This window comes from Caldicellulosiruptor obsidiansis OB47 (genome assembly GCF_000145215.1).
GTDB classification, from domain to species: domain Bacteria; phylum Bacillota; class Thermoanaerobacteria; order Caldicellulosiruptorales; family Caldicellulosiruptoraceae; genus Caldicellulosiruptor; species Caldicellulosiruptor obsidiansis.
Genome location: NC_014392.1, coordinates 2,388,814 through 2,409,456, shown reverse-complemented (window position 1 = coordinate 2,409,456; position 20,643 = coordinate 2,388,814). Strand labels below are relative to the sequence as shown.

Here is a 20,643-nt window from a genome sequence, read left to right as displayed (position 1 = left end):
ATTTATAGTAAATTTATAAGTAATTGAAAAAATGGTGTCTATGTGTACAAGTTTTATAAAATCTTTTCTTTGTGAGGTGTTATGAAAGATGGAATATTTAAAACCTTCAAATCTTTTAAATCTTATTGTATCACCAACAAAGGTATTTCAGAAAGTAAAAGAAAAACAGGATTTCTTGGTTTTAATATTTTTAATCCCATTGATATCGGCACTTTCTATGCTTTTTATACCCAGAATACCTGAAGAAGCTTTATTGGAGTATGTGAAAAGAACAGTTGAAGATCCTGAATTGCAAAAGATAAATCTAAAAACTTTAAAAATGACAACATCGCCTGCATTTTTAGCAGGATCAGAATTTTTGCACTATATTATTTCATTTTTTATTACTGCATTTATTTTGCTCATGATTGTAAGACTTGCCGGTGGTGAGATTGACTACAAAAAGGCGCTTACAATTGTGGCTGTTGCAAATATTGTTATGATTCCTTATTATGTTTTCTATGCTATATATGCCAGAGCTGTGAATTTAAATATATTAGATGTTAGTAAAGATTTTAAGTATTTTATAGCAACATACCTGAATATATTTTCTATCTGGCGGTATGTCTTGATTGGAATTGGAGTGTTTGCTGTTTGTGAACTTAACAAAGTTAAGAGTACAATAGTTACAACTATATATGCTATAATTACTCTTATAGTGCCAGTGGCTATGCTATTTATAAAAAAATAGGAGATTTTGGAGGCAAATAGAAAAAGGGGAGTATTTATTTATGCAAAGCAGTGCAAAAGGGCTAAAAAACTGGCAAAAGGCTATAATTATAGTGTTACTTATATTAGTGGGATTTATTTTAACACTTGTTTTAACAATGCCATCTGGAAAAAAAAATAATACTTCATCTAAGCCAAAGACTGCAAAGGTTCAGAAAATTTCGCTAAAACAAACCCTTTTAGCATCCGGCACTGTGCAGAGCAGCAAAACAAGGAGTGTCATATCAAAAACAAGTGGTACTTTAAAAAAGGTTTTTGTCAAAAACGGTCAGTATGTCAAAAAAGGAAATTTAATTGCTCAGATAGATGATACTCAGGCGATTGCTAAGATAGAGTCTTTGAAAAGACAGCTTTCAGACCTTGAACTTCAAAGAGAAAGTTTTCAAAGTCAGCTTCAGAACTTTATTTTAGAATCTCCGCAAGACGGATTTGTACAAAATCTTTCAGCTCAAGAAGGGTTGCTTGTCACACAGGGAATGCAGATTATGACAATTGTAGATGATTCAAAGATGAAAATGATTGTTCAGCTTCCTGCGTGGTGTTACGGAAAGGTAAAAAAGGGGCAAAAGGTAGATGTAGCAATATCTGAGATTACCAGTACTATAGAAGGAACTATAGAAGGTATTGGGAACAGATTGTATAAAAATCAGGATAATATTTTGGGATTTGATGTAAAAGTATTGCTTCCCAACAGAAACGGTATGCTTTTAGAAGGTACTAAGGCAAGTGTAGTTTTGAATCTTTCAGGCGGCGAAAAGGCAATAGCGCTTGGTGAAGGAGTTTTAGAGGCATTTTCAAAAAAGACAGTTCTAAGCCCAGTTACTGGTAAAATAGAGCAGGTCTTTGTTGAGAATGGGCAAAAAGTAAAAAGTGGTCAAGTGCTTCTGAGGTTTTCTTCGGAGGATATCGAAAGACAGGTAAAACAGCTTGATTTAAAAATTGAGGATATAGAGGCTCAGATAGAGGAAGCAGAAAAGGAACTTAAAAATTTTGAGGTTTTATCCCCAATTGATGGTAAAGTAGTTGATTTGAATTTGCAAGACGGTGATATTGTAACAGCTGGACAGGTTATATGTTCTGTATTTGATCCTGAAAATTTGGTTATTACAGCTTATGTTGAGGAACTTGATATCTTGAAGATAAGGCCTGGGCAGAAGGCTGAGATAAAACTTGATGCTGTGCCGAGCACAAAAGTAAAACCTGTAGAAGGATATGTTGACGAAATTTCCGAAAAAGCTCAGAGTGAAGACAGCATTTCAAAATTTATTGTTAAAATAAAATTTAAAAATCCGGGCAGTGTAAAGTTTGGTATGCATGCCGATGCGGAGATAATATTGAAGCTGAAAAAGGGTGCTCTGACAGTACCAGTTGAGGCTGTTCATAAAGAAAATGGAAAGTATTATGTTTATGTTTATAAAGAAAAGCCAACCGGCAAGAGCGAAAAGACAAAGAAAACTGATGAATATGGAATTGGTGATTCTTACTATAAAAATAGTGAAAAGAGATTTGTCAAAGTTGGAGTTGTAACCGACAAGTATGTTGAAATTACAAGTGGGTTAAAGGAAGGCGAAGAGGTAGTACTTCCAAAGTTCACTTCTGAAAATAAAACAAAATCTCTTTTTGAATAAAGGAGTAGACACTATAAGATGGAGAAATTTGTGCTTTCTTGCAAGATGGCAATCCAGAGCATTTTTCTTAACAGGTTAAGATCGTTTCTGACACTCCTTGGTGTTGTAATAGGAGTTGGAGCAGTTGTTGCGGCAGTAGGGCTTGCGGAAGGTACTACTGCGAGCATAACAAAAGAGATAGAAAATCTTGGAACAAATATTGTGTATGTTTTTATAAGACCGGCTTCAAAAAGTGAAGATATATCAATTGATGAATTTTTAGATTTTGCAAGCAAAAATAGCGATGTTATACTTGGTGTAAGTCCGTTTGTTCAGTATCCAGCTGTGGCGCTTTTCAAAAAGGAAAAAGAAGAATGCCAGATTATTGGGGCAACATCAGAATATATGATGGTTCAAGGTCTTTCTTTGTCTAAAGGGAGGTTTATATCTCCTATTGATGCTGATTTCAGACAAAAAGTAGCAGTTATAGGTTCAAGAATATATGACAGGCTTTTTGACAAACAAAATCCCATAGGGCAGGAGATAAATGTAAATGGTCAGGTTTTCAAAGTAGTTGGTGTGTTGGAAGAAAAACAGGGTAGCAGAGACAATACAATTGACGACAGTATTATAGTGCCTGTGTTTGCAATAGACAGCTTTTCATCAAATGAACAAGCACTTTCAAAAAATTTTCTTGTACGAACAGTTTCGCCAGATAAGAATAAAGAAGCTAAAAACAGGATAAAGAAGTTTGTAAGCAAGTTTGTAAAAAAGGAAGACAACTATTCTATCTATGATATGTCAGAGCTCATGTCAATGCTGAGCAGGATAACATATTTTTTGATGATAATACTCGGTGGAATTGCCACAATATCTTTAATAGTCGGTGGTATTGGAATAATGAACATCATGCTTGTATCTGTAACAGAGAGAACAAGAGAGATTGGAATCAGAAAAGCAATTGGGGCAAAAAGAAGTGATATAAGGGTCCAGTTTCTTATAGAATCGATGGTTATAACAGGAGTTGGAGGAATAATTGGGATAGTACTTGGTTTTATTGTGATTGCAGTAGGGATTTCGCGAATTCCGGGTGTTGTACCTGTATATTCATTAAAATGGGCTATTGTAGCTTTTGGGATTTCGGTTTTAATTGGGATTATCTTTGGAATGCTTCCGGCAGAGAAGGCAGCCCGCTTAAATCCTATTGAAGCGTTAAGGTATGAATAAAAGATATATAAAAGCCTAAAAACAGGGTATACAATATAGGCAAGGTAACAAACCCTAAGACTTCTGTATAAGAAGTCTTACCTGCCCGAATAGAGGGAATAGGTTTGGGTTTGACTACCTTGCCTCTTTTTAAAATTTTATAGATTGTCTATAACTCAAAACATTTACATATTCTCCTCCTGCGTCTGCAAAATAAGTTCCTGGATATAATTTTCAAGCTGTTTTGGAAGCCCAAGTATTTTTACATCCATAAACCCCTGGGTTATAAGAGATATTGCCTCATCTTTTGAAAGTCCTCTTGCCATCAGGTATTCTATCTCTTCTTCGGCAATAGGACCGATTGCAGCCTCATGTGAAAGATGGCTTTGCGGTGCGCCGTCAGATAAAAGTTCCGGCACAGCATACATCATTCCGCTGCTTGATAAAAGTATTCCGCGGCAATCAAGGTGTGCTTTTGAGAGGTTCTGCCGAGCCTCTAAAATTCCGCGTGAATATATCTTTTCCCTGTTTTCTCAGAAGTAATTTCTAAAACGACTTTTTGAGCATCTAAAAATGTGCATTCAAATCTATACTTCATATCTCATAATCCCTCTTTGCTACTCATTTGGTAATTCCTCAATAATTTTATTCACTTTCCTGCTATTCTTCTTGTTTTTAGTTTTCTTTGAAACTTGAATGGCATTTTTTGATTTTTCACTGTTAATCTTTCTCTTGTTAGAAACTCTCTTCTGCTTCTCTTTTGGGGGTTCATAGTAATTAGCAAATTGAGGATATTTAATTATCAGGTAATATTTGTAAATCATGAAGCTAAAGAATACAAATATATATGATAAAATAACAAAGGTAAACGCCATTGCAATATATACTCCACGTTGACTAAGATAATTTCCCAAAATTTTTGCAACTGCCATTCCTGTAACTCCTGCCACTGAAAAAAACGAAGCCGCAAACCCAAGTATCCTCTTACCCAGCTTGTTCTTCCAAAACTTTGACTTCTCCCATCTGTATCCTCTCAGCAGCTTTGGAATATAAACTTTGAATATGTAACACAAAATAACAATGTAAATTGCAACAAACAAAAATGATAAAACATACAGGTGTGCAAGCACACCTGTATATTCAACCGCACCTATCAGCAAAAACAGGGAAAAATATAAGGATGATATCCCCACGTGAAGCACAATCAGCCTTTGTCTTTTGTATGGATTTATATAAATATAAATCGTCCACAAAATCAAAAAAATTGTTCCTACTGCATAGCTCCAGAATATTAATCTGGTCAATGTGTTATTGCAAGCTAACATAGGAGGCAAAACTGCGCCTAATGTTAAACCAGGAAAAATTATTAAATAAACAAACATACTATCCTTAAAATACTCTGGAGTCTCTGCAAAACCACCAGTCTCCCGTATAAATTTTCTTATATAAAATTCTTCTGTTGTCATTTGTCAGCAACTCCCTTATCAACTTTAAAATCAGGTAAAATCTTTCCCTTTCAATTGGCTATATGGTCAAAAACTTTCTTTGTAAGCTGCTTAGCGGCATCTTTCAATGATTTGCCATTAATTTTAAATGATTCAGTTGCAAATGTATAGGCAAACCCTGTACCAAGACCAACAATGGCACCTACTACTGTTCCTGCACCAGGAATTACTGAACCACCTGCTGCACCAGCTGCTGCGCTAGCAGCTGCTCCCGCCCATGCTCCTACCGCAGCACTTGCTGCCACATTACCAGCTCCAAATGTAACATCAACAACTGCATCAGCTGCTATCTTAGTTGGCTCTGCTTTGCTCTTTATATCGTTATAAATATCAATTCCTGTATCAATAGCAATTCCTGCCATTGCAACCTTCGTCCCCACATTCTTTACATTAAATGCTTCTTTTGCTGCAACTTTCGGTTTAACAAACCTGAACACCTCTGGATATTTCTCTGCATTTTTAAACGCATACCTCGTTCCTTTTATTCCTTCCTCTAAAGCAGATTCTGTTCGTGCACCTTTTATTATAGCATATTTTCTGTCAGTTGTAACTTTTACTGTGAAACCATCTTTCTTTATATGCTTTTATGTATTTTACAACATCTTTTGTGGCAGATGCATTGCCCCATGCATTTCCAGGTGATTTAACAGGATTATAAGGACTCAAGTCAATACTCAAAGTTTGAGAATTTTTACCATTTTCATAAATATTGGTGCTTTTTGAACTAGTATTTTTTGTTATTACATATGTTCCACTTTTATTTTTCTGTCCATCAACTTTTTGAGCTGACGTACTTTGGTGTTGAGGATTTGTGTTATTGTTGCTCTTTTCAGTATTTATAAACTGCTGAACTTTTTGCTTTACATTTTCGGCAGTTTGTTTTAAATCTTTTTTAAGATTATTAACACTTTGAGTAAACGTTTTTGCAGCTGAGGAAACTTTTTGTTCTACGTTTTTAATTGCAGCACTGAGAGTTTTAAACTCAGAAGATACAAAGTTATTAACGTTATTCTGAACTTTTCTGGCAGTTTGTAAAATATCTTTTTTAATGTTTGAAATAACCCCAAAAAGTTCATTACTGCTTATACTTGAGTTATGAGTCTTGCTGTTTGCAAAAGATTTTTGAGAAGAAGCAAAGGAAATGTTTGAAAATGTAACTTTGTAAGGCTGTGTTAAGTAGGAAGCTGGATTGTTAGTTACAAGCAAGCTGCTTGATAAAGATTGAGTAGAAACTTTGCTGTTGTGACTGGAAGAATCAGAATGATTGTAGTTGTTTTTAGCCAAATGATAATTTGTATTAATTTTAGCCCCATACCCCTCACTCCTTGTTTTTGTAAATTTTGAATTGATTATATCTTATCATAAAAAAAAGAGACAGTATAGAATTTGTATGAATATTTATAAGGAATTTTATTAAAAATATTCAAATTAAAAATGGCATAGAAGTAAAAGCAGGGTAGAGATGAAAAATTAATGATAAAAAAATAGAGTCAGCAAAAATATTTTGCCGACTCTATTGGTTTTGTTAATTTTGTCAGGCGTAAAAACTTTAATTTTTATATCTTAGGATTTTGTTAAAAATCTCAATTTTACATATTCTCCTCCTGCGTCTGCAAAATAAGTTCCTGGATATAATTTTCAAGCTGTTTTGGAAGCCCAAGTATTTTTACATCCATAAACCCCTGGGTTATAAGAGATATTGCCTCATCTTTTGAAAGTCCTCTTGCCATCAGGTATTCTATCTCTTCTTCGGCAATAGGACCGATTGCAGCCTCATGTGAAAGATGGCTTTGCGGTGCGCCGTCAGATAAAAGTTCCGGCACAGCATACATCATTCCGCTGCTTGATAAAAGTATTCCGCGGCAATCAAGGTGCGCTTTTGAGAGGTTCTGCCGAGCCTCCAAAATTCCGCGCGAGTATATCTTTGCGCTGTCTTTTACGATTGCCCTTGATATTGCCTGCCCGCTTGAATTTTCACCTTCCAGTATTATATGTGAGCCCATATCAATCTCGGAGTCTTTTAGCCCATACAAGAGTGAGTTAAAGGATGCAACCGAGTTTTTACCCTTCAGTATTGCAATTGGGAACGACTGTACTGACTTTACAGGCTTTAGAAGAACATAGTTTGAAATATATACAGCATCATCTTCAACGATAGTTACGCCGCGGGGTCTGACATAGAAATCTTCTGCCCAGTTATGAACCATTGTAAAGGTGAGCTTGCTTCCCTTTTCAAGGTAAAACTCAGAAATTCCAATGTGCAGCCCTTCCTTTACCTTTGGTGCGGTTGCGCATCCGTTTATAATCTGAACCTCTGCACCTTCTTCCAAGATGACAATATTGTGCACGTTTTGTATCCTTGCATTTTCCTGCAGAAGAAGACATGCCTGTATTGGCTTTTCAACCTTCTGCCCTTTGAACACTCTTATAAAATACCCATGGGCAGGGTGGGTTGCAGAAAATGCAGTGTATTTATCTCTGTCAGGCTTTACCGCTTTCCAGAAATATTTTTCGCGCACCTCAGGATACTTTTCCAAAGCTTCATTTATATCCAGAATTTCAAGCTGGCCATGGTACCTTTGCTGAAGCCGCCTGTATACAACAGAGTGGTCAAGCTGCAAGAAACTTCCCGACCGGCCTTCTTCAGATACCTCTATTCCAGCATTAAGGATTGTTTTTTGAATCTCTTCTGGAAGTTTGGAAAGTTCTGAAATCTGGTCTTTTTCCTCTGCCTCTTCAAAGGCGGAAAGATCAATGTCCTGCCCATAAGCTGCCTTTTTATCCAGAGCTGATTTTGCAAGCTCCAAAATCTTTTCATCTATATAGTGTCTTGAAGACAATTTTCACACCTCCCAAACCCGTTTTGCCTTATCTCTTCAAAGAGGTCTTCTGCAGAACCTGAGCATACAAGCTTTCCATCCATCAGAATGTGACCTTTGTCTGCATTGACATACTCTAAAATATACCCTGTGTGTGTGACAATCAGTCCGGAGGTGTGTCGCTTCTTTATCTTTTCGCCTTTTAAAAGCTTTTTAATCACATTTCCCAAAAGGGTTATATTATCAAGGTCAACACCTGATTCTGGTTCATCTAAAAGCACAAGGCTTGGTTTTTGACACAAAAGTTGCAAAAGTTCAGACCTTTTTATTTCACCGCCAGAAAAACCGTAGTTTACTTCTCTTAAAAGATGATCTTCTAAATTTAAAATTCTTGCATACTCTTGGACATCAGCATCTGTGTTTCTTATAGATTTTATTATATCAGAAAGTTTTTGAAGCTCAACACCTCTTATTGCCGGTGGTTTTTGAAACATCATTCCAATCCCAAGCTTTGCTCTCTCATGCGTTGGCATATATGTGATGTCAACGCCATTGAAGATTATCTTGCCTGACGTTATTTTGTATTTTGGAAGACCCATTATGCTCATCATGAGTGTTGTTTTTCCGCTTCCATTTGGGCCAAACAGAATATGAGTCTCTCCATCAGGGATTGTGAGCGATACACCTTTTAAAATCTCTTTTGAGCCAACCTCAACGTGAAGGTCAATAATTTCAAGCATCTTTGCGACATCTCCTTGTCAAAATGGATTTAAAAGTTTCTAACTTATTTATTATACCACCAAAATTGCATTTGCTAACAACAAAGATTTGGCATAAAATTTAAATCAACTTAAGAAAATTGTGGTAAAATAATATCATAATTGATTTTTGAAAAGGGTGAATTTAAAAAATGAAATTAGTTTTGGCAATTGTATCAGAAGTGGATAAGAATAAACTGAACCTTGCACTTATTGAAAACGGGATTTCTGCTACAATTATTTATTCAACAGGTGGTCTTTTAAACAGAGGGACAGTTTCATTCATGATAGGTGTTGAGGATGAGAGAGTTGATGAGGTAATTGATCTTATAAAAAAGAATGTGTCAGAAAGGAGAGAGGTTTCAAAATCTACTTTGCCCCCTGCTCTTCAGACTCTGTTTTTTATGAGCAAGCAAAAGATTGAACAGGGTGGAGCGGTGATTTTTGTCTTGGATATTGAAAATTTCTTGAAAGTTTAAAAAATTGCAAAAATTACGGGGGTTTTTGAAAGAAATGTCCTTAAATATGAATTTCGAAGAAGCGGTAAAATATTTGTATAGTAATATAATAAGAAAAACGTTTGAGGACCCTACCGGAAAATCAAGAGAAGAGATAGTAACAAGTTATAAAAATAAAGATTATGAGTTTATACTTATAGATACACGAAAAAAAATAAATGATGAAATTCAATACAATCCTTATGTAGTAATAAAAAGGAAAAATTTTGAAGTAGAAAAAGGTTTTTATTTTGTTTATTTATTTTCTAATAGGTCGAAAGAGCCTTTTGAACCTCCAAAAAGAGTTTATTTATCTTTTGGTTTTGCAGGAGAAAAAGAATTGATTGAAGGATTGTCGGAAATACTAAGAAAGTATTTTGAACCTGTAAAAGAAGTGTTTTCTGTTGAAAGAATTGAAGAAGAAATACATAGTAATTTAGCATATAAAAAAGAAAATCATATTTTTGGCAAATTATACAACAAAGATGAGTTCTTGGCGTTACCTCTTGATAAATTTAAAGAAGAAATTGAATTTATTTTAAATTTATATGAAATATTTTTAGAATCAATTGGAGTTGGAAAAAACGTTGATTGGAGTGATATAATAGTTAAAATAAAAAACGGTGAGTTTAACAATGAATTAAACAAAATGAAGGTGAAAATAGAACAGATGATGAAAGGTTATTACATAAAATCAAGCAATACTAAAAATATAGAGATATTTAGTAAAGAATCCAATGTTTACAAAATTAAGAAAATAATAATAAAGTATTTAATGCATAATAAAGCTATCATCTTAACAGGTCCACCTGGTACAGGGAAGACTTATCTTGCAAAAGAAATTGCCAAAGAAGTAATAGAGGAAGATGGCAAGCAAATAAATTCTGAAGATTATATTGAGAAAATCCAATTTCATCCCTCTTACGATTATACAGACTTTATAGAAGGTTTTAAACCGGTTATCCAGAAGAACGGCAACACAGCAAATATTGCTTTTGAACTGAAAGATGGTGTGTTCAAAAAATTCTGCAGAAAAGCGGCAAAAAATAAAAACTACAAGTACTTTTTTATAATAGACGAGATAAACCGGGCAGATCTTTCAAAAGTTTTTGGGGAAGTAATGGTACTTATTGAAAATAGCTATAGGGGGGAAAAGCATAAAATAAAGACACAGTATAGTTACATTTATGAAAATATTGACAAAAGTGATGAAGATCCATTCAAAGACGGCTTTTATATTCCCGAGAATGTTTACATAATTGGAACTATGAACGATATTGATAGAAATGTAGAAACGATAGACTTTGCTATGCGTAGAAGGTTTGTTTGGATTGAAATTAAGACAAATTATGTTATGAAAGATGTACTAAAGGGTATATTTGAAAATAAGAAGAAAGATAGCAAATTGCGGTGGGAAATAACAGATGAAAAGATAGAGGAACTGGTCAAAAAACTTTCTGAAATAGCTGAAGAAATAAATAAAAGGATATCGTCCGAAGGGAAAGAATTTGGTTTGAATGAACATTACCACATTGGACCAGCATATTTTGGAGAAATTGATATTGAAAAAGCTATAGATGAAAAGAGTTTTAAATCTGCTTTTGATGAGTTGTGGGAATATAGATTAAAGCCACTTTTAAATGAGTATGTAAGAGGATATGAAAATGGGGAGAATTTTATAAGCGAGATAGAAAAAATAATTGAGAGTAAAATAGATAATAATCAAAAAAGCAATAATAACCCAGAAGAAGAAAACATCCAAGATTCTGAAAGTTTAAAAAATAATTTACAGAACAATAATTGAGAAATGTTTACTCAAGGTGAGTCGAAAATATGTTTGCAGATAGATATATTTTTCGTCTGTGTGATTATACAGTTTATAATTTGAATAACAATGAAGATATAAAATTAAAGATTTTTAACAAAGAAAATACGTATGAAATTTATGATGAAAGACTAAAAAACAACGAAGATAACAGCGAAAATAAAGACAATTATCTTTCAAAAGAAGATGTTGAAAAGATTAATATTGGGTTAATATTACAGAAATTAAATGAGGCTATTGCCCAAAATAGTATAAGCAATTGTATATTGAAAGTAAAAAATAAAGAAAATAATGAACAAAAAAACCAGCAGTTGAATAGATTTGAACAGGAGAGCAAAAATGTATTATTTAAATTTGAAAATGGACAACTCCAAACTTACGGATACATTGGTGCAATAAGATTAAAGATAGCATTTAAAGAAGTAGAACAAGATTTGATACAAAACCAGAGAAGTAACAAAAATGAGGCTAAAAATACTGATAAAACGAAAGGCAATGTTAGAGAAATATATGTTTTATTTGAAATATGTTCAAGATTTGATAAAATTAAAAAACAATATTTTTTAATTTATTTGCTTTCAAAATGCTTTAAAAATCTTAAGAATTTTTATGAGAATAAAATTAAAATAGGTGTCAGTGATGTTGATTTATGGAACTTACTTATGGTTCTCAAATTTAAGATAGAGATCGAAGAAGCATACAGACAGGGGCTTTATAGAACTTATAGAAATTTCGAAAACAATAATTTTAATTTCAGAGGTAAACTTGACGAAGCAAGGTTTATAAAATATAATATTCCTTTTTTAGGCAAAATTGCATATAACGTTAGAGAACGAACATATGATAATTACCTTCTACACCTTGTTTTGCATACCTATTATAGGGTAAGAAATAGATATAGAGAAATTGTGGATAATATAATTAATTCACAGACATTGGCATATAAAGCGATAAGACAAATGGAAGAATTAACACCCACATTTGCAAATTCAAAGTTGACAGAAGTATTAAAAAACTGTTCAAAAAAGATTGTACATCCATATTATCGCGCATATGAAAAAATAAGAATAACTTGTTTACAGATTTTGGAAAATTGCGGGATTTCTATCTTTGATTCATCTATTAATGATTCTTTTCAGGCAATATTTATTGATGTATCTGAACTGTGGGAATTTTTTGTATATGAAATATTGAAAGAGGCTTTTGAAAATAATAATGGTAAGGATAATATTAGAATAGAATATCAAAAAACTGAAAAGGTATTATCAATTGATGGTTCTGAAAAGGAAAAATGGGAAATTGCTCCTGATTATATTCTCCAAAAAGAAGAAGAGATAATTTGTGTGTTAGATGCTAAGTACAAACCTGCTTGGGCTGACTTTGTTTATTCTGGCAATGCAAAAGATAAAATCAGAGATGATTTGTATCAGATAATAGCATATATTCAATTTTTAGATCTCACAAAAGGAGGGATTATTTTTCCTGTGGAATCTAGAAATGAAACTGATTGTAATATATATAGCTACCATTTAAGCCGTCTTGCCTTTGAAAAATACTTTTTTGCGGCAGGTTTAAAAATTCCTTATTACACAGGTGAACAGAGCATGAAGTTGTGGGTGCAAAAGATTGAAGACAATATAAAAGAAATTATAGAGGATATTAAAAACTTTTTAACAGATATCACACCAAAAAATAGTTTTAATTCAAAACAATAACTTTTAAAATATACCCTGTATGGGTATAATAATATAGGGGTGATTATGAAGATGATTTATGATTGTGCTGTGATTGGAGCAGGACCAGCGGGCTTATCTGCTGCTATAAATCTTGCTCAGACAAACAGAAGTGTTGTTGTGTTTGTTACAAAAGAGGAAGACTCAAGTATCTACAGAGCGCCTGAAGTGAACAACTATCTTGGGTTTCATGGTGTGTCCGGGAAAGAGCTTTTGCAGGCGTTTTATGACCATGCTAAAAAGATGGGTATTGAGATTGTACACAAGAAGGTTATAAACTTCTACAAATCTGGTGATATTTTCACCATAAACGCAAACAACGAATTTTACGAAGCTTATTCTGTCATTTTAGCAATTGGCACACCAAAGAAGACTTTATTAGAAAATGAAAGTGAATTTGTAGGTCGGGGAATTTCTTACTGTGCTGTTTGCGATGGAATGCTTTACAAGGGAAGAACCATTGCCGTTATTGGAGAGGCTATTGAAGCTGAAGAAGAGGCTGAGTATCTTTCTGAGCTTGCAAAAAAGTTGTACTATGTGCCGCTTTATAAAAAGAATGAGTTTCATTTTAAAGATAACGTTGAGGTTATTTTCTCACGTCCAAAAGGAGTTTATGGGGAAGATTTTGTTAATGCATTGGAACTTGAAGACAGGATATTGAATGTAGATGGGATTTTTGTAATCAGAAAAACTATGCCAGCAGACCAGTTAATTTATGGGCTTGAGTTTACAGAAGATGGACACATAAAAGTTGACAGCAAGATGCAAACATCTATTGAAGGGCTTTTTGCAGCAGGAGACTGTACAGGACGTCCTTATCAGGTTGCAAAAGCTGTGGGAGAAGGATTAATTGCAGGTCTTTCAGCTTCAACATATGTCAAAGCGGTAAAAGAAAAGCAAAATAAAAAGGATTGATTCGGCAAAAAAGCCGAGTCAGTCCTTTTTTCTTTTACCAATACACAAGATTTAAAAACATATTTGCAAGCTTTGCCTGTTCTTCAAGTACATTTTGAGGAGTTTTGCCGCAGTAAACAGGCTCAATTTGACGAGATTCTAATGTCCATAAAAAAGCCTTAAATTTTGGATATCTATGAATATTTTCTTTCATGTAGTACAAAAGATCGCAGAGGTTCTGGTAAGTTTCAGAGTTTTTGCTTTTCTCTTTATAAAATTTTTGAGGGTCTACAATTAATTCAAACACCTTCGCAATTTTATACCTATATTCATCCTTTGCGCCTTTGTTTTCAAAATTCTTGATATAATTATAATAGCTTTCGCAGAATATCCTATACATCGTATTTCACCCTAAAAATTTCAAGTTTTTCTAAAAAACTTTTCTTCTTTGTTTCAAAAAAGTCTTTTCTGTTTAAGATTTCCTCAATTATTTTGTTAATTAATTCTTTGTTGCATGAGGGCATTAGTTTATCTATATCTTCGATATCTTTTTCATCAAGCCTAATAATTTTACTGACCACAATGTCTTCTTTTGAAAGAACATAAACTCTTATGTATTCAAAACCCTCAAGCTTTATTGCTCTTTTTTTAAACGATGGTGCTATTGGAGTGCTTTCATATTCGAGAAGGTCAAAATCTCCAAGAAACCTGAGGACTTTTCCAATTTCAGAAGGATAGTTCAAATCTAAAATATCAAAATCACGGGTAGCTCTGTCTAAATACTCACCTAAAATACATGCACAGCCACCTAAAAGGTACAACGAAAAAGGTCTTATTTGCAAGGCTTTTGCAACCTTTTCGGCATCCTTTAAAAGATTAACAAGCTCTTCTCTTTCATGCATTTTGAAAATAAACAGAGTAAAGTTTTCTATATCTTAAATTATACCACACAAAAAATGAAAAAAACAAAAGGGCAACCTTGAAAAGTTTTACTCAAGATTGCCCCTGTGTTAAAACCCACAAGATCCGCCGCAGCATCCGCTTGAGCATGAATATCCGCCGCTGTCTGAACGAGAAGATGAAATTATATTAACACTTTTGAAAACTGCTTCAAGCTCACGGCTGTGACAGCTTGGACATTCAATCTCTTTGTTTTCTCTCTCCTTAATGGAAGCTCTGATATTGAACTCCTTACCACAATCTTTGCACCTCAAATCATAGAATGGCATACCTTATACCCCCTTAATAACAACGAATATCTTAATATTTATTATAAGCAGCATTGAATATTATGTCAATATACTATGGTAGGGTATACTTATAAAAACGAATAAATATCTATTAGAATGAAATACATTTGAATATATTAAGAGATTACTCAACATATCTTTAAAGATTTGTTTTTATGGTATAATCATTTTTGAAACAACAAGAAAGTTTAGAGGAAATAATAAAACGTTTTGAGGGTGAAAGGTACATGCATGAGGTATTTTTTAACCTGGCAGAAAGATTAGGTGTAATTGTCACGTTGGCTTTTTTTCTATCAAAAACTAAATTGTTTGGCAATATACTGAACCAGCAATTAAATATTATTCAAAAAATAGGATTAATAATAGGGGGAGGATTATTTGGGATATTAGGGACATATTGGGGAATACCAATTAAAGGTGCAATTGCAAATTCGCGTGTCATAGGACCTGCTATTGTTGGTATCATTGGGGGACCTTATATTGGTCTTTTGGCTGGATTCATTGCAGGGTTTCATCGCGCTTTGCTGGGTGGTTTTACTGCTGTTGCTTGTGGTATTTCGACAACTGTTGAGGGACTTATTGCAGGTTTGGTGGCTAAAAAATTTTCTGATAAGAAATTCAAATGGTATTTTGGAATTTTAACAGGAATGAGTATAGAGATGCTCCAGATGATTATTATTTTAAATTTAGCAAAACCTTTTAAGGATGCGCTTGACTTAGTTGAAGTGATTGGAATTCCAATGATTGTAATCAATGGCATAGGTATTGGTATATTCTTGCTAATCCTTGAAAGTGTTGTTGAAGAAAAGAAGAAGATAGGGGCAGTGTTTGCAGCAAAAGCTTTGCATATTGCAAATGAAACCTTGCCAATTTTAAGAGAAGGGTTGACTGTTGAGACAGCAAAGAAGGTTGCTGAGATAATCTTGAATAAAACTGATGCAGACGCGGTTGCTATTACAGATAGAAACTCAGTGCTTTCATATACAGGTTGTGGGAATCATAAAGAGATTATCAAAAAGGCGATAGAAGACCAAGAAATGTTGCGAACATTGGAAAAAGGAGATATATGCACAGTTTCCAAAAAAGAAAATAATAAAGGTGATGGTAAAGACAACAATTTGACTACTGCAATTATTTGCCCATTATTTATTAAAAACAACTTGATAGGAACCTTGCAACTTTTTTATAATCGTTTCATGCAGCTTAACGAATTTACAACAACTTTCGTTAAAGGCTTATCGCAATTGATTTCTACTCAATTGGAAATTGCTGCGTTAGAGAAGCAAACTAAACTTTTAACAAAAGCTGAACTAAAAGCTTTGCAAGCTCAAATAAACCCGCATTTTCTGCTTAACTCCCTAAATTGTATAGTTGCACTTTGCAGAATTGACCCTGACAAGGCAAGAGAACTAATAATTAAGCTAAGTGAGTATTTTCGACGCAATCTCAGAGAATGGGACCCTTTGATTCCTCTTTCTGAAGAATTAGAAAATGTAAATTTATATCTTACTTTTGAAAAAGCAAGATTTTCAGACAAGCTACACATCGAATTTGATATTAACAATGAGACGACTACTATAAAGGTACCTCCATTTTCTGTGGAGACATTAGTTGAAAACGCTATAAAACATGGATTGCTGCCCAAAAAGGGAGGTACTTTACAAATAAAAGCCTCAAAAAATGGCCATAAAGTTGTGATTGAGGTTGCTGATAATGGTATTGGTATAAATGGAAATACAAAGGATGGAGTAGGACTGACAAACTTAAAGGAGAGGCTGAAGAATCTTTTTGGTGAAGAGGGAGAACTTGTTATAACCCCTAATGAAAAAGGAGGAACAATTGCACGATTAATTATACCTATTACGCATTAAAGGAAGGAGAATTATATGATTAGGGCTATTATAGTTGATGACGAGGAGTTAGCAAGAAAAGAGTTGGATTTTTTGCTTAAAGAAACTAAAGAGGTTGAAGTAATAGCTGAGTTAGATTCGGCAGAAGAGCTTTTTGAAGTTGTTGAAAGGACAAAGCCTGATGTTGTATTTTTAGATATTGAAATGTATGGCTTGAGTGGTTTGGATGCGGCTTTTGAGTTATTGAAAATGCCTCAACCACCAATTATTGTTTTTGCCACAGCATACGACCAATACGCAGTAAAGGCTTTTGAGCTCAACGCCTTGGATTATCTGCTCAAGCCTTTTTCTCTTGAGAGGGTAAAGCTTTGCATTGAGAGGATAAAAAGAGCATTAGAAAATAGAGGGCTATATACTAAGAAGTTATTAGAGAACCTGAGAGTATTTACTAACAAAAAAGTTTTAATTCACACAGAGGATAAGATTTTATTGTTGAATAAAGAAGAGATTTATATAGCTGAGGCTCAGGGTCGTTATGCAAGGATAAAATTAAAAAACAAGTGGATAGCATCACGTCATTCTCTTTCTGACCTTGAAAAAATCTTAACCGAAGAATTTTTGAAAGTTCACAAAAGTTATATCGTGAATGTTGAGCATATAAAAGAGATAATTCCACTTTTTGGTGGTTCTATAATCCTGAGAATGGCGGACGACAATGCAACTGAGGTACCAGTAGGTAGAACATTTTTAAAAGGATTTAAAGAAAAATTTGGATTAAGGATTTAATTTTTTATTTCATTTTATGCACTATTTCACGCTATTTAATACAAAAATTCAGCATTTTATTACAAATTTATTTTTTAAATAAGGGCTGCATTATAAAATGTAACTAAACAGAATGAAAGATAAAAGTCAAGGAGTGGAGGAAGCTTGAGTGCACTTGAGTTGATAATTGCAGCAGCCCTTATTTTAGTTTTAGCTTATCGCTTCTATGGGAGCTTTTTAGCTGCCAAAGTATTAGTTTTGGATAGCTCAAGAGAGACACCAGCAAAAAGGCACTATGATGGGAAAGACTACGTCCCTATGAACAAATGGATTGTATTTGGGCATCACTTTGCTGCAATAGCTGGTGCAGGTCCTTTGGTTGGACCAGTTTTGGCTGCTCAGTTTGGGTATTTGCCGGGAACTTTGTGGATTTTGATTGGTGCGGTTCTTGCAGGTGCAGTCCATGATATGGTTGTTTTATTTGCTTCAATTAGACACGATGGGAAAAGCTTGTCAGAGATAGCTAAAAAAGAGGTTGGACCTGTTACAAGTGTTGCAACTGCAATAGCAATGTTCTTTTTAATTATCTTAACAATGGCTGGGCTGGGTCTTGTGGTGGTAAATGCTTTGTTTAAAAATCCATGGGGTGTATTTACTATCGGCATGACAATTCCAATTGCTATTTTCATAGGCATTTATATGCACAAACTTCGCCCTGGCAGAATAGCAGAAGCTTCTTTGATTGGTGTTATATTGATATTATTAGCCGTAGTGGTAGGACCTTACGTCAAAAATTCTCCATTAGGTTCTTATTTAATGCTCTCTGACAAGACATTAGAAATTTTATTGCCTTTATATGGCTTTTTAGCCGCAGCCTTACCAGTATGGTTACTTCTTGCGCCAAGAGATTATTTGAGCTCATATATGAAAATAGGAACTATTTTACTGTTAGCTATTGGTATTATAATTGTAAATCCGCGTATACATATGCCAGCTGTTACACAATTTATCAATGGTGGAGGACCTATTATAAACGGTAAGGTTTGGCCGTTTATATGCATTACAATTGCGTGCGGCGCAATTTCTGGTTTTCATGCGTTAATTAGTTCTGGTACGACTCCAAAGCTGATAGCTAATGAAAAAGACATAAAACTTGTAGGATTTGGAGGAATGCTGACAGAGGCTTTTGTTGCATTAATGGCGTTGATTGCTGCAACAACCTTGATGCCCGGCGATTATTTTGCTATCAATACAAAGCCAGAAATTTTCCAGAAACTTAATATGCAAATTGTTCATCTTCCACAGCTTTCAAAACTTGTAGGAGAAGAACTTGCAGGAAGACCAGGTGGAGCTGTTACTTTAGCAGTAGGAATGGCAGATATATTCTCAAGAATTGGTGGACTTAGGCACTTGATGGCTTATTGGTACCAATTTGCAATCATGTTTGAAGCTTTGTTTATTCTAACAACAATCGACGCAGGGACACGTGTTGCAAGATATATTGCACAAGATTTACTTGGAATGATTTATTCGCCAATTAAAGAAAACAAGTCAGTTGGATTGACTGTATTACTTAGCGCAGCTGTTTCTTTTGCATGGGGCTATCTCATCTACGGTGGTGATATTAAAACAATATGGCCAGTGTTTGGTGTAGCTAATCAGACCATTGGTGCATTGGCTTTGGCAATTGGCACTACTATGATCTTGCAAAGAAGCAAGAAGAAGATATATGCACTGACCACCTTCTTACCAATGACTTTCCTGTTCATAACTGTATTGAATGCTGGAATTACAAATGTATTTAATGTATACCTGCCTCAAAAACAAATGGTACCTGCTGTATTAGTAATTACTCTTATGATTTTGGCAATCATTATCATGGTAAGTTCAGTTATAAAGTGGATAAGCATATTATCAAAGACACGAAAAGCAGAGTTAGCTTTGGAAAATAAACAGAACTTTTAGCAGAATATTGTTAGAAAATCTCTAAGGCTGTCCGTAAATTGCAGAAGGGCAGCCTTTTGTTTCATAAATTCAAAACTTAACTAATTTTTTGCAAGGGGGTTAAACTTGATATGACAATCAAAGAAATCAGGGAAAAAGCAAGAGAAATGTTAAAAGGTTATTGCAGAGTTTGTCCAATCTGTGATGGAAAAGCATGCCGTGGAGAAGTACCTGGAATGGGTGGTATAGGTACAGGAAGCTCATTTGTTGCAAATGTTGAGGCACTTTCAAAAATAAGATTAAATTTAAGAACTATTCATGACGCAAAAGAACCAGATATTTGCGTAGAAATGTTTGGGAAAAAATTAGATATGCCTATTTTAGCGGCACCTATAACAGGTTCGAGCTATAATATGGGAGGAAGAATTTCTGAGGAAGACTTTATTCAAATGGTAATATCAGGAAGCAAAGAAGCAGGGACCATAGGGATGTGTGGAGATGGCGGTGATCCTGTATTTTATGAGTCAGGCCTAAAGGCTATAAGAAACGAAAATGGGCATGGAATTGCTATCATAAAGCCAAGGAGTAATGACCAAATAATAAAAAGAATAAAAGAAGCAGAAGATGCAGGAGCTTTAGCTGTTGGGATAGACATTGACGGCGCAGGGCTTATTACAATGGCGCTAATGGGCCAGCCTGTTGGTCCAAAAACAAAAGAAGAATTAAAAGCTCTTATTTCTTCATCAAGCCTTCCACTCATATTAAAAGGGATCATGACAGAGGACGAAGCAGAAATTGCTTTGGAAGTTGGAGCAAGCGCAATTGTAGTATCCAACCATGGGGGTAGGATTTTAGATCATACACCGGGTGTTGCAGAAGTGCTACCGCGAATTGCTGAAAAAGTAAAGGGTAAGATTTTAATCTTTGCTGATGGAGGGGTAAGATCTGGTGTTGATGTTTTGAAGTATTTGGCTCTGGGGGCAGATGCAGTGTTAGTAGGAAGACCAATCATTCATGCAGCTTTTGGCGGTGGTAAAGAAGGAGTGAAACTCATTTTAGAAAAAATAGCTCAAGAGCTAAAACAAGCCATGATTTTAACAGGATGCAAAGATATAAAAAGTATCGATGGGAAGGTTATATATATAATGATAATTTTAGTAGAATAATTGTTGCTAAGGGCTTGGAAATAAGCCCTTTTTATTATGCAAGAAAACTTTACTAT

19 protein-coding genes and 1 pseudogene are annotated in these 20,643 nt (G+C 34.3%); 11 read left to right on the top strand and 9 right to left on the bottom strand.

Annotation, left to right across the window (positions count from 1 at the left end; translation table 11 throughout):
- Positions 1–88: 88 nt before the first annotated feature.
- The 3 genes from COB47_RS11205 to COB47_RS11195 are packed head-to-tail and all read left to right on the top strand — an operon-like array spanning position 89 to position 3,602.
- Positions 89–730, top strand: a complete 642-nt coding sequence (locus COB47_RS11205; RefSeq protein WP_013291461.1) for a Yip1 family protein — start codon at positions 89–91, stop codon at positions 728–730.
- 40 nt (positions 731–770) lie between these two features.
- Positions 771–2,396 carry an efflux RND transporter periplasmic adaptor subunit gene (locus tag COB47_RS11200; protein ID WP_013291460.1) on the top strand — a complete coding sequence of 542 codons (1,626 nt, stop codon included), beginning with the start codon at positions 771–773 and terminating at the stop codon, positions 2,394–2,396.
- 18 nt (positions 2,397–2,414) lie between these two features.
- Complete coding sequence (locus COB47_RS11195) at positions 2,415–3,602, top strand: ABC transporter permease (RefSeq protein ID WP_013291459.1); 1,188 nt, start codon at positions 2,415–2,417, stop codon at positions 3,600–3,602.
- A gap of 164 nt (positions 3,603–3,766) precedes the next feature.
- Here COB47_RS11195 and COB47_RS11190 read toward each other — a convergent pair.
- The 6 genes and pseudogenes from COB47_RS11190 to COB47_RS11165 all read right to left on the bottom strand — a co-directional run.
- Positions 3,767–4,114, bottom strand: a pseudogene (locus COB47_RS11190) (SufD family Fe-S cluster assembly protein); the annotation flags it as partial.
- An 84-nt stretch (positions 4,115–4,198) separates the two neighbouring features.
- Positions 4,199–5,047, bottom strand: coding sequence for a hypothetical protein (locus COB47_RS11185; RefSeq protein WP_013291458.1), 849 nt, complete (start codon positions 5,045–5,047; stop codon positions 4,199–4,201).
- Between the two features lie 50 nt (positions 5,048–5,097).
- Positions 5,098–5,523 (bottom strand): hypothetical protein, encoded by a 426-nt coding sequence (locus COB47_RS11180; RefSeq protein WP_049770056.1) that lies wholly within the window; start codon positions 5,521–5,523, stop codon positions 5,098–5,100.
- Positions 5,524–5,626: 103 nt separating this feature from the next.
- On the bottom strand, positions 5,627–6,370 hold the full coding sequence (locus COB47_RS11830) for a hypothetical protein (RefSeq protein WP_013291456.1): 744 nt from the start codon (positions 6,368–6,370) through the stop codon (positions 5,627–5,629).
- Between the two features lie 305 nt (positions 6,371–6,675).
- On the bottom strand, positions 6,676–7,926 hold the full coding sequence (locus tag COB47_RS11170) for a SufB/SufD family protein (protein WP_013291455.1): 1,251 nt from the start codon (positions 7,924–7,926) through the stop codon (positions 6,676–6,678).
- On the bottom strand, positions 7,905–8,645 hold the full coding sequence (locus tag COB47_RS11165) for an ABC transporter ATP-binding protein (protein WP_013291454.1): 741 nt from the start codon (positions 8,643–8,645) through the stop codon (positions 7,905–7,907). Before COB47_RS11165 ends, COB47_RS11170 begins: the two co-directional genes overlap by 22 nt.
- Before the next feature lie 170 nt (positions 8,646–8,815).
- On the opposite strand from COB47_RS11165, the gene COB47_RS11160 reads away from it, so the two are divergent.
- The 4 genes from COB47_RS11160 to COB47_RS11145 all read left to right on the top strand — a co-directional run bounded on the left by COB47_RS11160 (position 8,816) and on the right by COB47_RS11145 (position 13,633).
- Positions 8,816–9,142, top strand: a complete 327-nt coding sequence (locus COB47_RS11160) for a cyclic-di-AMP receptor (protein WP_013291453.1) — start codon at positions 8,816–8,818, stop codon at positions 9,140–9,142.
- A gap of 34 nt (positions 9,143–9,176) precedes the next feature.
- Positions 9,177–10,964 carry an McrB family protein gene (locus tag COB47_RS11825; RefSeq protein WP_013291452.1) on the top strand — a complete coding sequence of 596 codons (1,788 nt, stop codon included), beginning with the start codon at positions 9,177–9,179 and terminating at the stop codon, positions 10,962–10,964.
- Between the two features lie 287 nt (positions 10,965–11,251).
- On the top strand, positions 11,252–12,700 hold the full coding sequence (locus tag COB47_RS11150; RefSeq protein ID WP_161596038.1) for a 5-methylcytosine restriction system specificity protein McrC: 1,449 nt from the start codon (positions 11,252–11,254) through the stop codon (positions 12,698–12,700).
- 45 nt (positions 12,701–12,745) lie between these two features.
- Positions 12,746–13,633, top strand: a complete 888-nt coding sequence (locus COB47_RS11145; RefSeq protein ID WP_013291450.1) for an NAD(P)/FAD-dependent oxidoreductase — start codon at positions 12,746–12,748, stop codon at positions 13,631–13,633.
- 34 nt (positions 13,634–13,667) lie between these two features.
- Here the strand turns inward: COB47_RS11145 and COB47_RS11140 are convergent, their stop codons facing one another.
- The 3 genes from COB47_RS11140 to COB47_RS11130 all read right to left on the bottom strand — a co-directional run bounded on the left by COB47_RS11140 (position 13,668) and on the right by COB47_RS11130 (position 14,841).
- Positions 13,668–14,012, bottom strand: coding sequence for a hypothetical protein (locus COB47_RS11140; RefSeq protein WP_013291449.1), 345 nt, complete (start codon positions 14,010–14,012; stop codon positions 13,668–13,670).
- Positions 14,005–14,514, bottom strand: a complete 510-nt coding sequence (locus COB47_RS11135) for a DUF6036 family nucleotidyltransferase (protein ID WP_013291448.1) — start codon at positions 14,512–14,514, stop codon at positions 14,005–14,007. The genes COB47_RS11140 and COB47_RS11135 overlap by 8 nt, the downstream gene beginning before the upstream one ends.
- A gap of 108 nt (positions 14,515–14,622) precedes the next feature.
- Positions 14,623–14,841, bottom strand: a complete 219-nt coding sequence (locus tag COB47_RS11130) for an FmdB family zinc ribbon protein (protein WP_013291447.1) — start codon at positions 14,839–14,841, stop codon at positions 14,623–14,625.
- Positions 14,842–15,089: 248 nt separating this feature from the next.
- Between COB47_RS11130 and COB47_RS11125 the strand changes: the two genes are divergently transcribed.
- The 4 genes from COB47_RS11125 (at position 15,090) to COB47_RS11110 (ending at position 20,587) form a co-directional block, all read left to right on the top strand.
- Positions 15,090–16,733 (top strand): LytS/YhcK type 5TM receptor domain-containing protein, encoded by a 1,644-nt coding sequence (locus COB47_RS11125; RefSeq protein WP_013291446.1) that lies wholly within the window; start codon positions 15,090–15,092, stop codon positions 16,731–16,733.
- A 15-nt stretch (positions 16,734–16,748) separates the two neighbouring features.
- On the top strand, positions 16,749–17,498 hold the full coding sequence (locus tag COB47_RS11120; protein WP_013291445.1) for a LytR/AlgR family response regulator transcription factor: 750 nt from the start codon (positions 16,749–16,751) through the stop codon (positions 17,496–17,498).
- A gap of 144 nt (positions 17,499–17,642) precedes the next feature.
- A complete protein-coding gene (locus COB47_RS11115; protein WP_013291444.1) occupies positions 17,643–19,442 on the top strand; it encodes a carbon starvation CstA family protein in 1,800 nt (599 codons plus the stop codon).
- A 110-nt stretch (positions 19,443–19,552) separates the two neighbouring features.
- Positions 19,553–20,587 carry an alpha-hydroxy-acid oxidizing protein gene (locus tag COB47_RS11110; RefSeq protein WP_013291443.1) on the top strand — a complete coding sequence of 345 codons (1,035 nt, stop codon included), beginning with the start codon at positions 19,553–19,555 and terminating at the stop codon, positions 20,585–20,587.
- The last annotated feature ends 56 nt before the right edge of the window (positions 20,588–20,643 follow it).

Excerpts from the sequence above, each read along its gene's own strand:
- COB47_RS11205 (WP_013291461.1), top strand. The coding sequence starts at position 89 with ATGGAATATTTAAAACCTTCAAATCTTTTAAATCTTATTGTATCACCA.
- COB47_RS11200 (WP_013291460.1), top strand. The coding sequence starts at position 771 with ATGCAAAGCAGTGCAAAAGGGCTAAAAAACTGGCAAAAGGCTATAATT.
- COB47_RS11195 (WP_013291459.1), top strand. The coding sequence starts at position 2,415 with ATGGAGAAATTTGTGCTTTCTTGCAAGATGGCAATCCAGAGCATTTTT.
- COB47_RS11185 (WP_013291458.1), bottom strand. The coding sequence starts at position 5,047 with ATGACAACAGAAGAATTTTATATAAGAAAATTTATACGGGAGACTGGT.
- COB47_RS11165 (WP_013291454.1), bottom strand. The coding sequence starts at position 8,645 with ATGCTTGAAATTATTGACCTTCACGTTGAGGTTGGCTCAAAAGAGATT.
- COB47_RS11160 (WP_013291453.1), top strand. The coding sequence starts at position 8,816 with ATGAAATTAGTTTTGGCAATTGTATCAGAAGTGGATAAGAATAAACTG.
- COB47_RS11825 (WP_013291452.1), top strand. The coding sequence starts at position 9,177 with ATGTCCTTAAATATGAATTTCGAAGAAGCGGTAAAATATTTGTATAGT.
- COB47_RS11145 (WP_013291450.1), top strand. The coding sequence starts at position 12,746 with ATGAAGATGATTTATGATTGTGCTGTGATTGGAGCAGGACCAGCGGGC.
- COB47_RS11140 (WP_013291449.1), bottom strand. The coding sequence starts at position 14,012 with ATGTATAGGATATTCTGCGAAAGCTATTATAATTATATCAAGAATTTT.
- COB47_RS11135 (WP_013291448.1), bottom strand. The coding sequence starts at position 14,514 with ATGCATGAAAGAGAAGAGCTTGTTAATCTTTTAAAGGATGCCGAAAAG.
- COB47_RS11130 (WP_013291447.1), bottom strand. The coding sequence starts at position 14,841 with ATGCCATTCTATGATTTGAGGTGCAAAGATTGTGGTAAGGAGTTCAAT.
- COB47_RS11125 (WP_013291446.1), top strand. The coding sequence starts at position 15,090 with ATGCATGAGGTATTTTTTAACCTGGCAGAAAGATTAGGTGTAATTGTC.
- COB47_RS11120 (WP_013291445.1), top strand. The coding sequence starts at position 16,749 with ATGATTAGGGCTATTATAGTTGATGACGAGGAGTTAGCAAGAAAAGAG.
- COB47_RS11110 (WP_013291443.1), top strand. The coding sequence starts at position 19,553 with ATGACAATCAAAGAAATCAGGGAAAAAGCAAGAGAAATGTTAAAAGGT.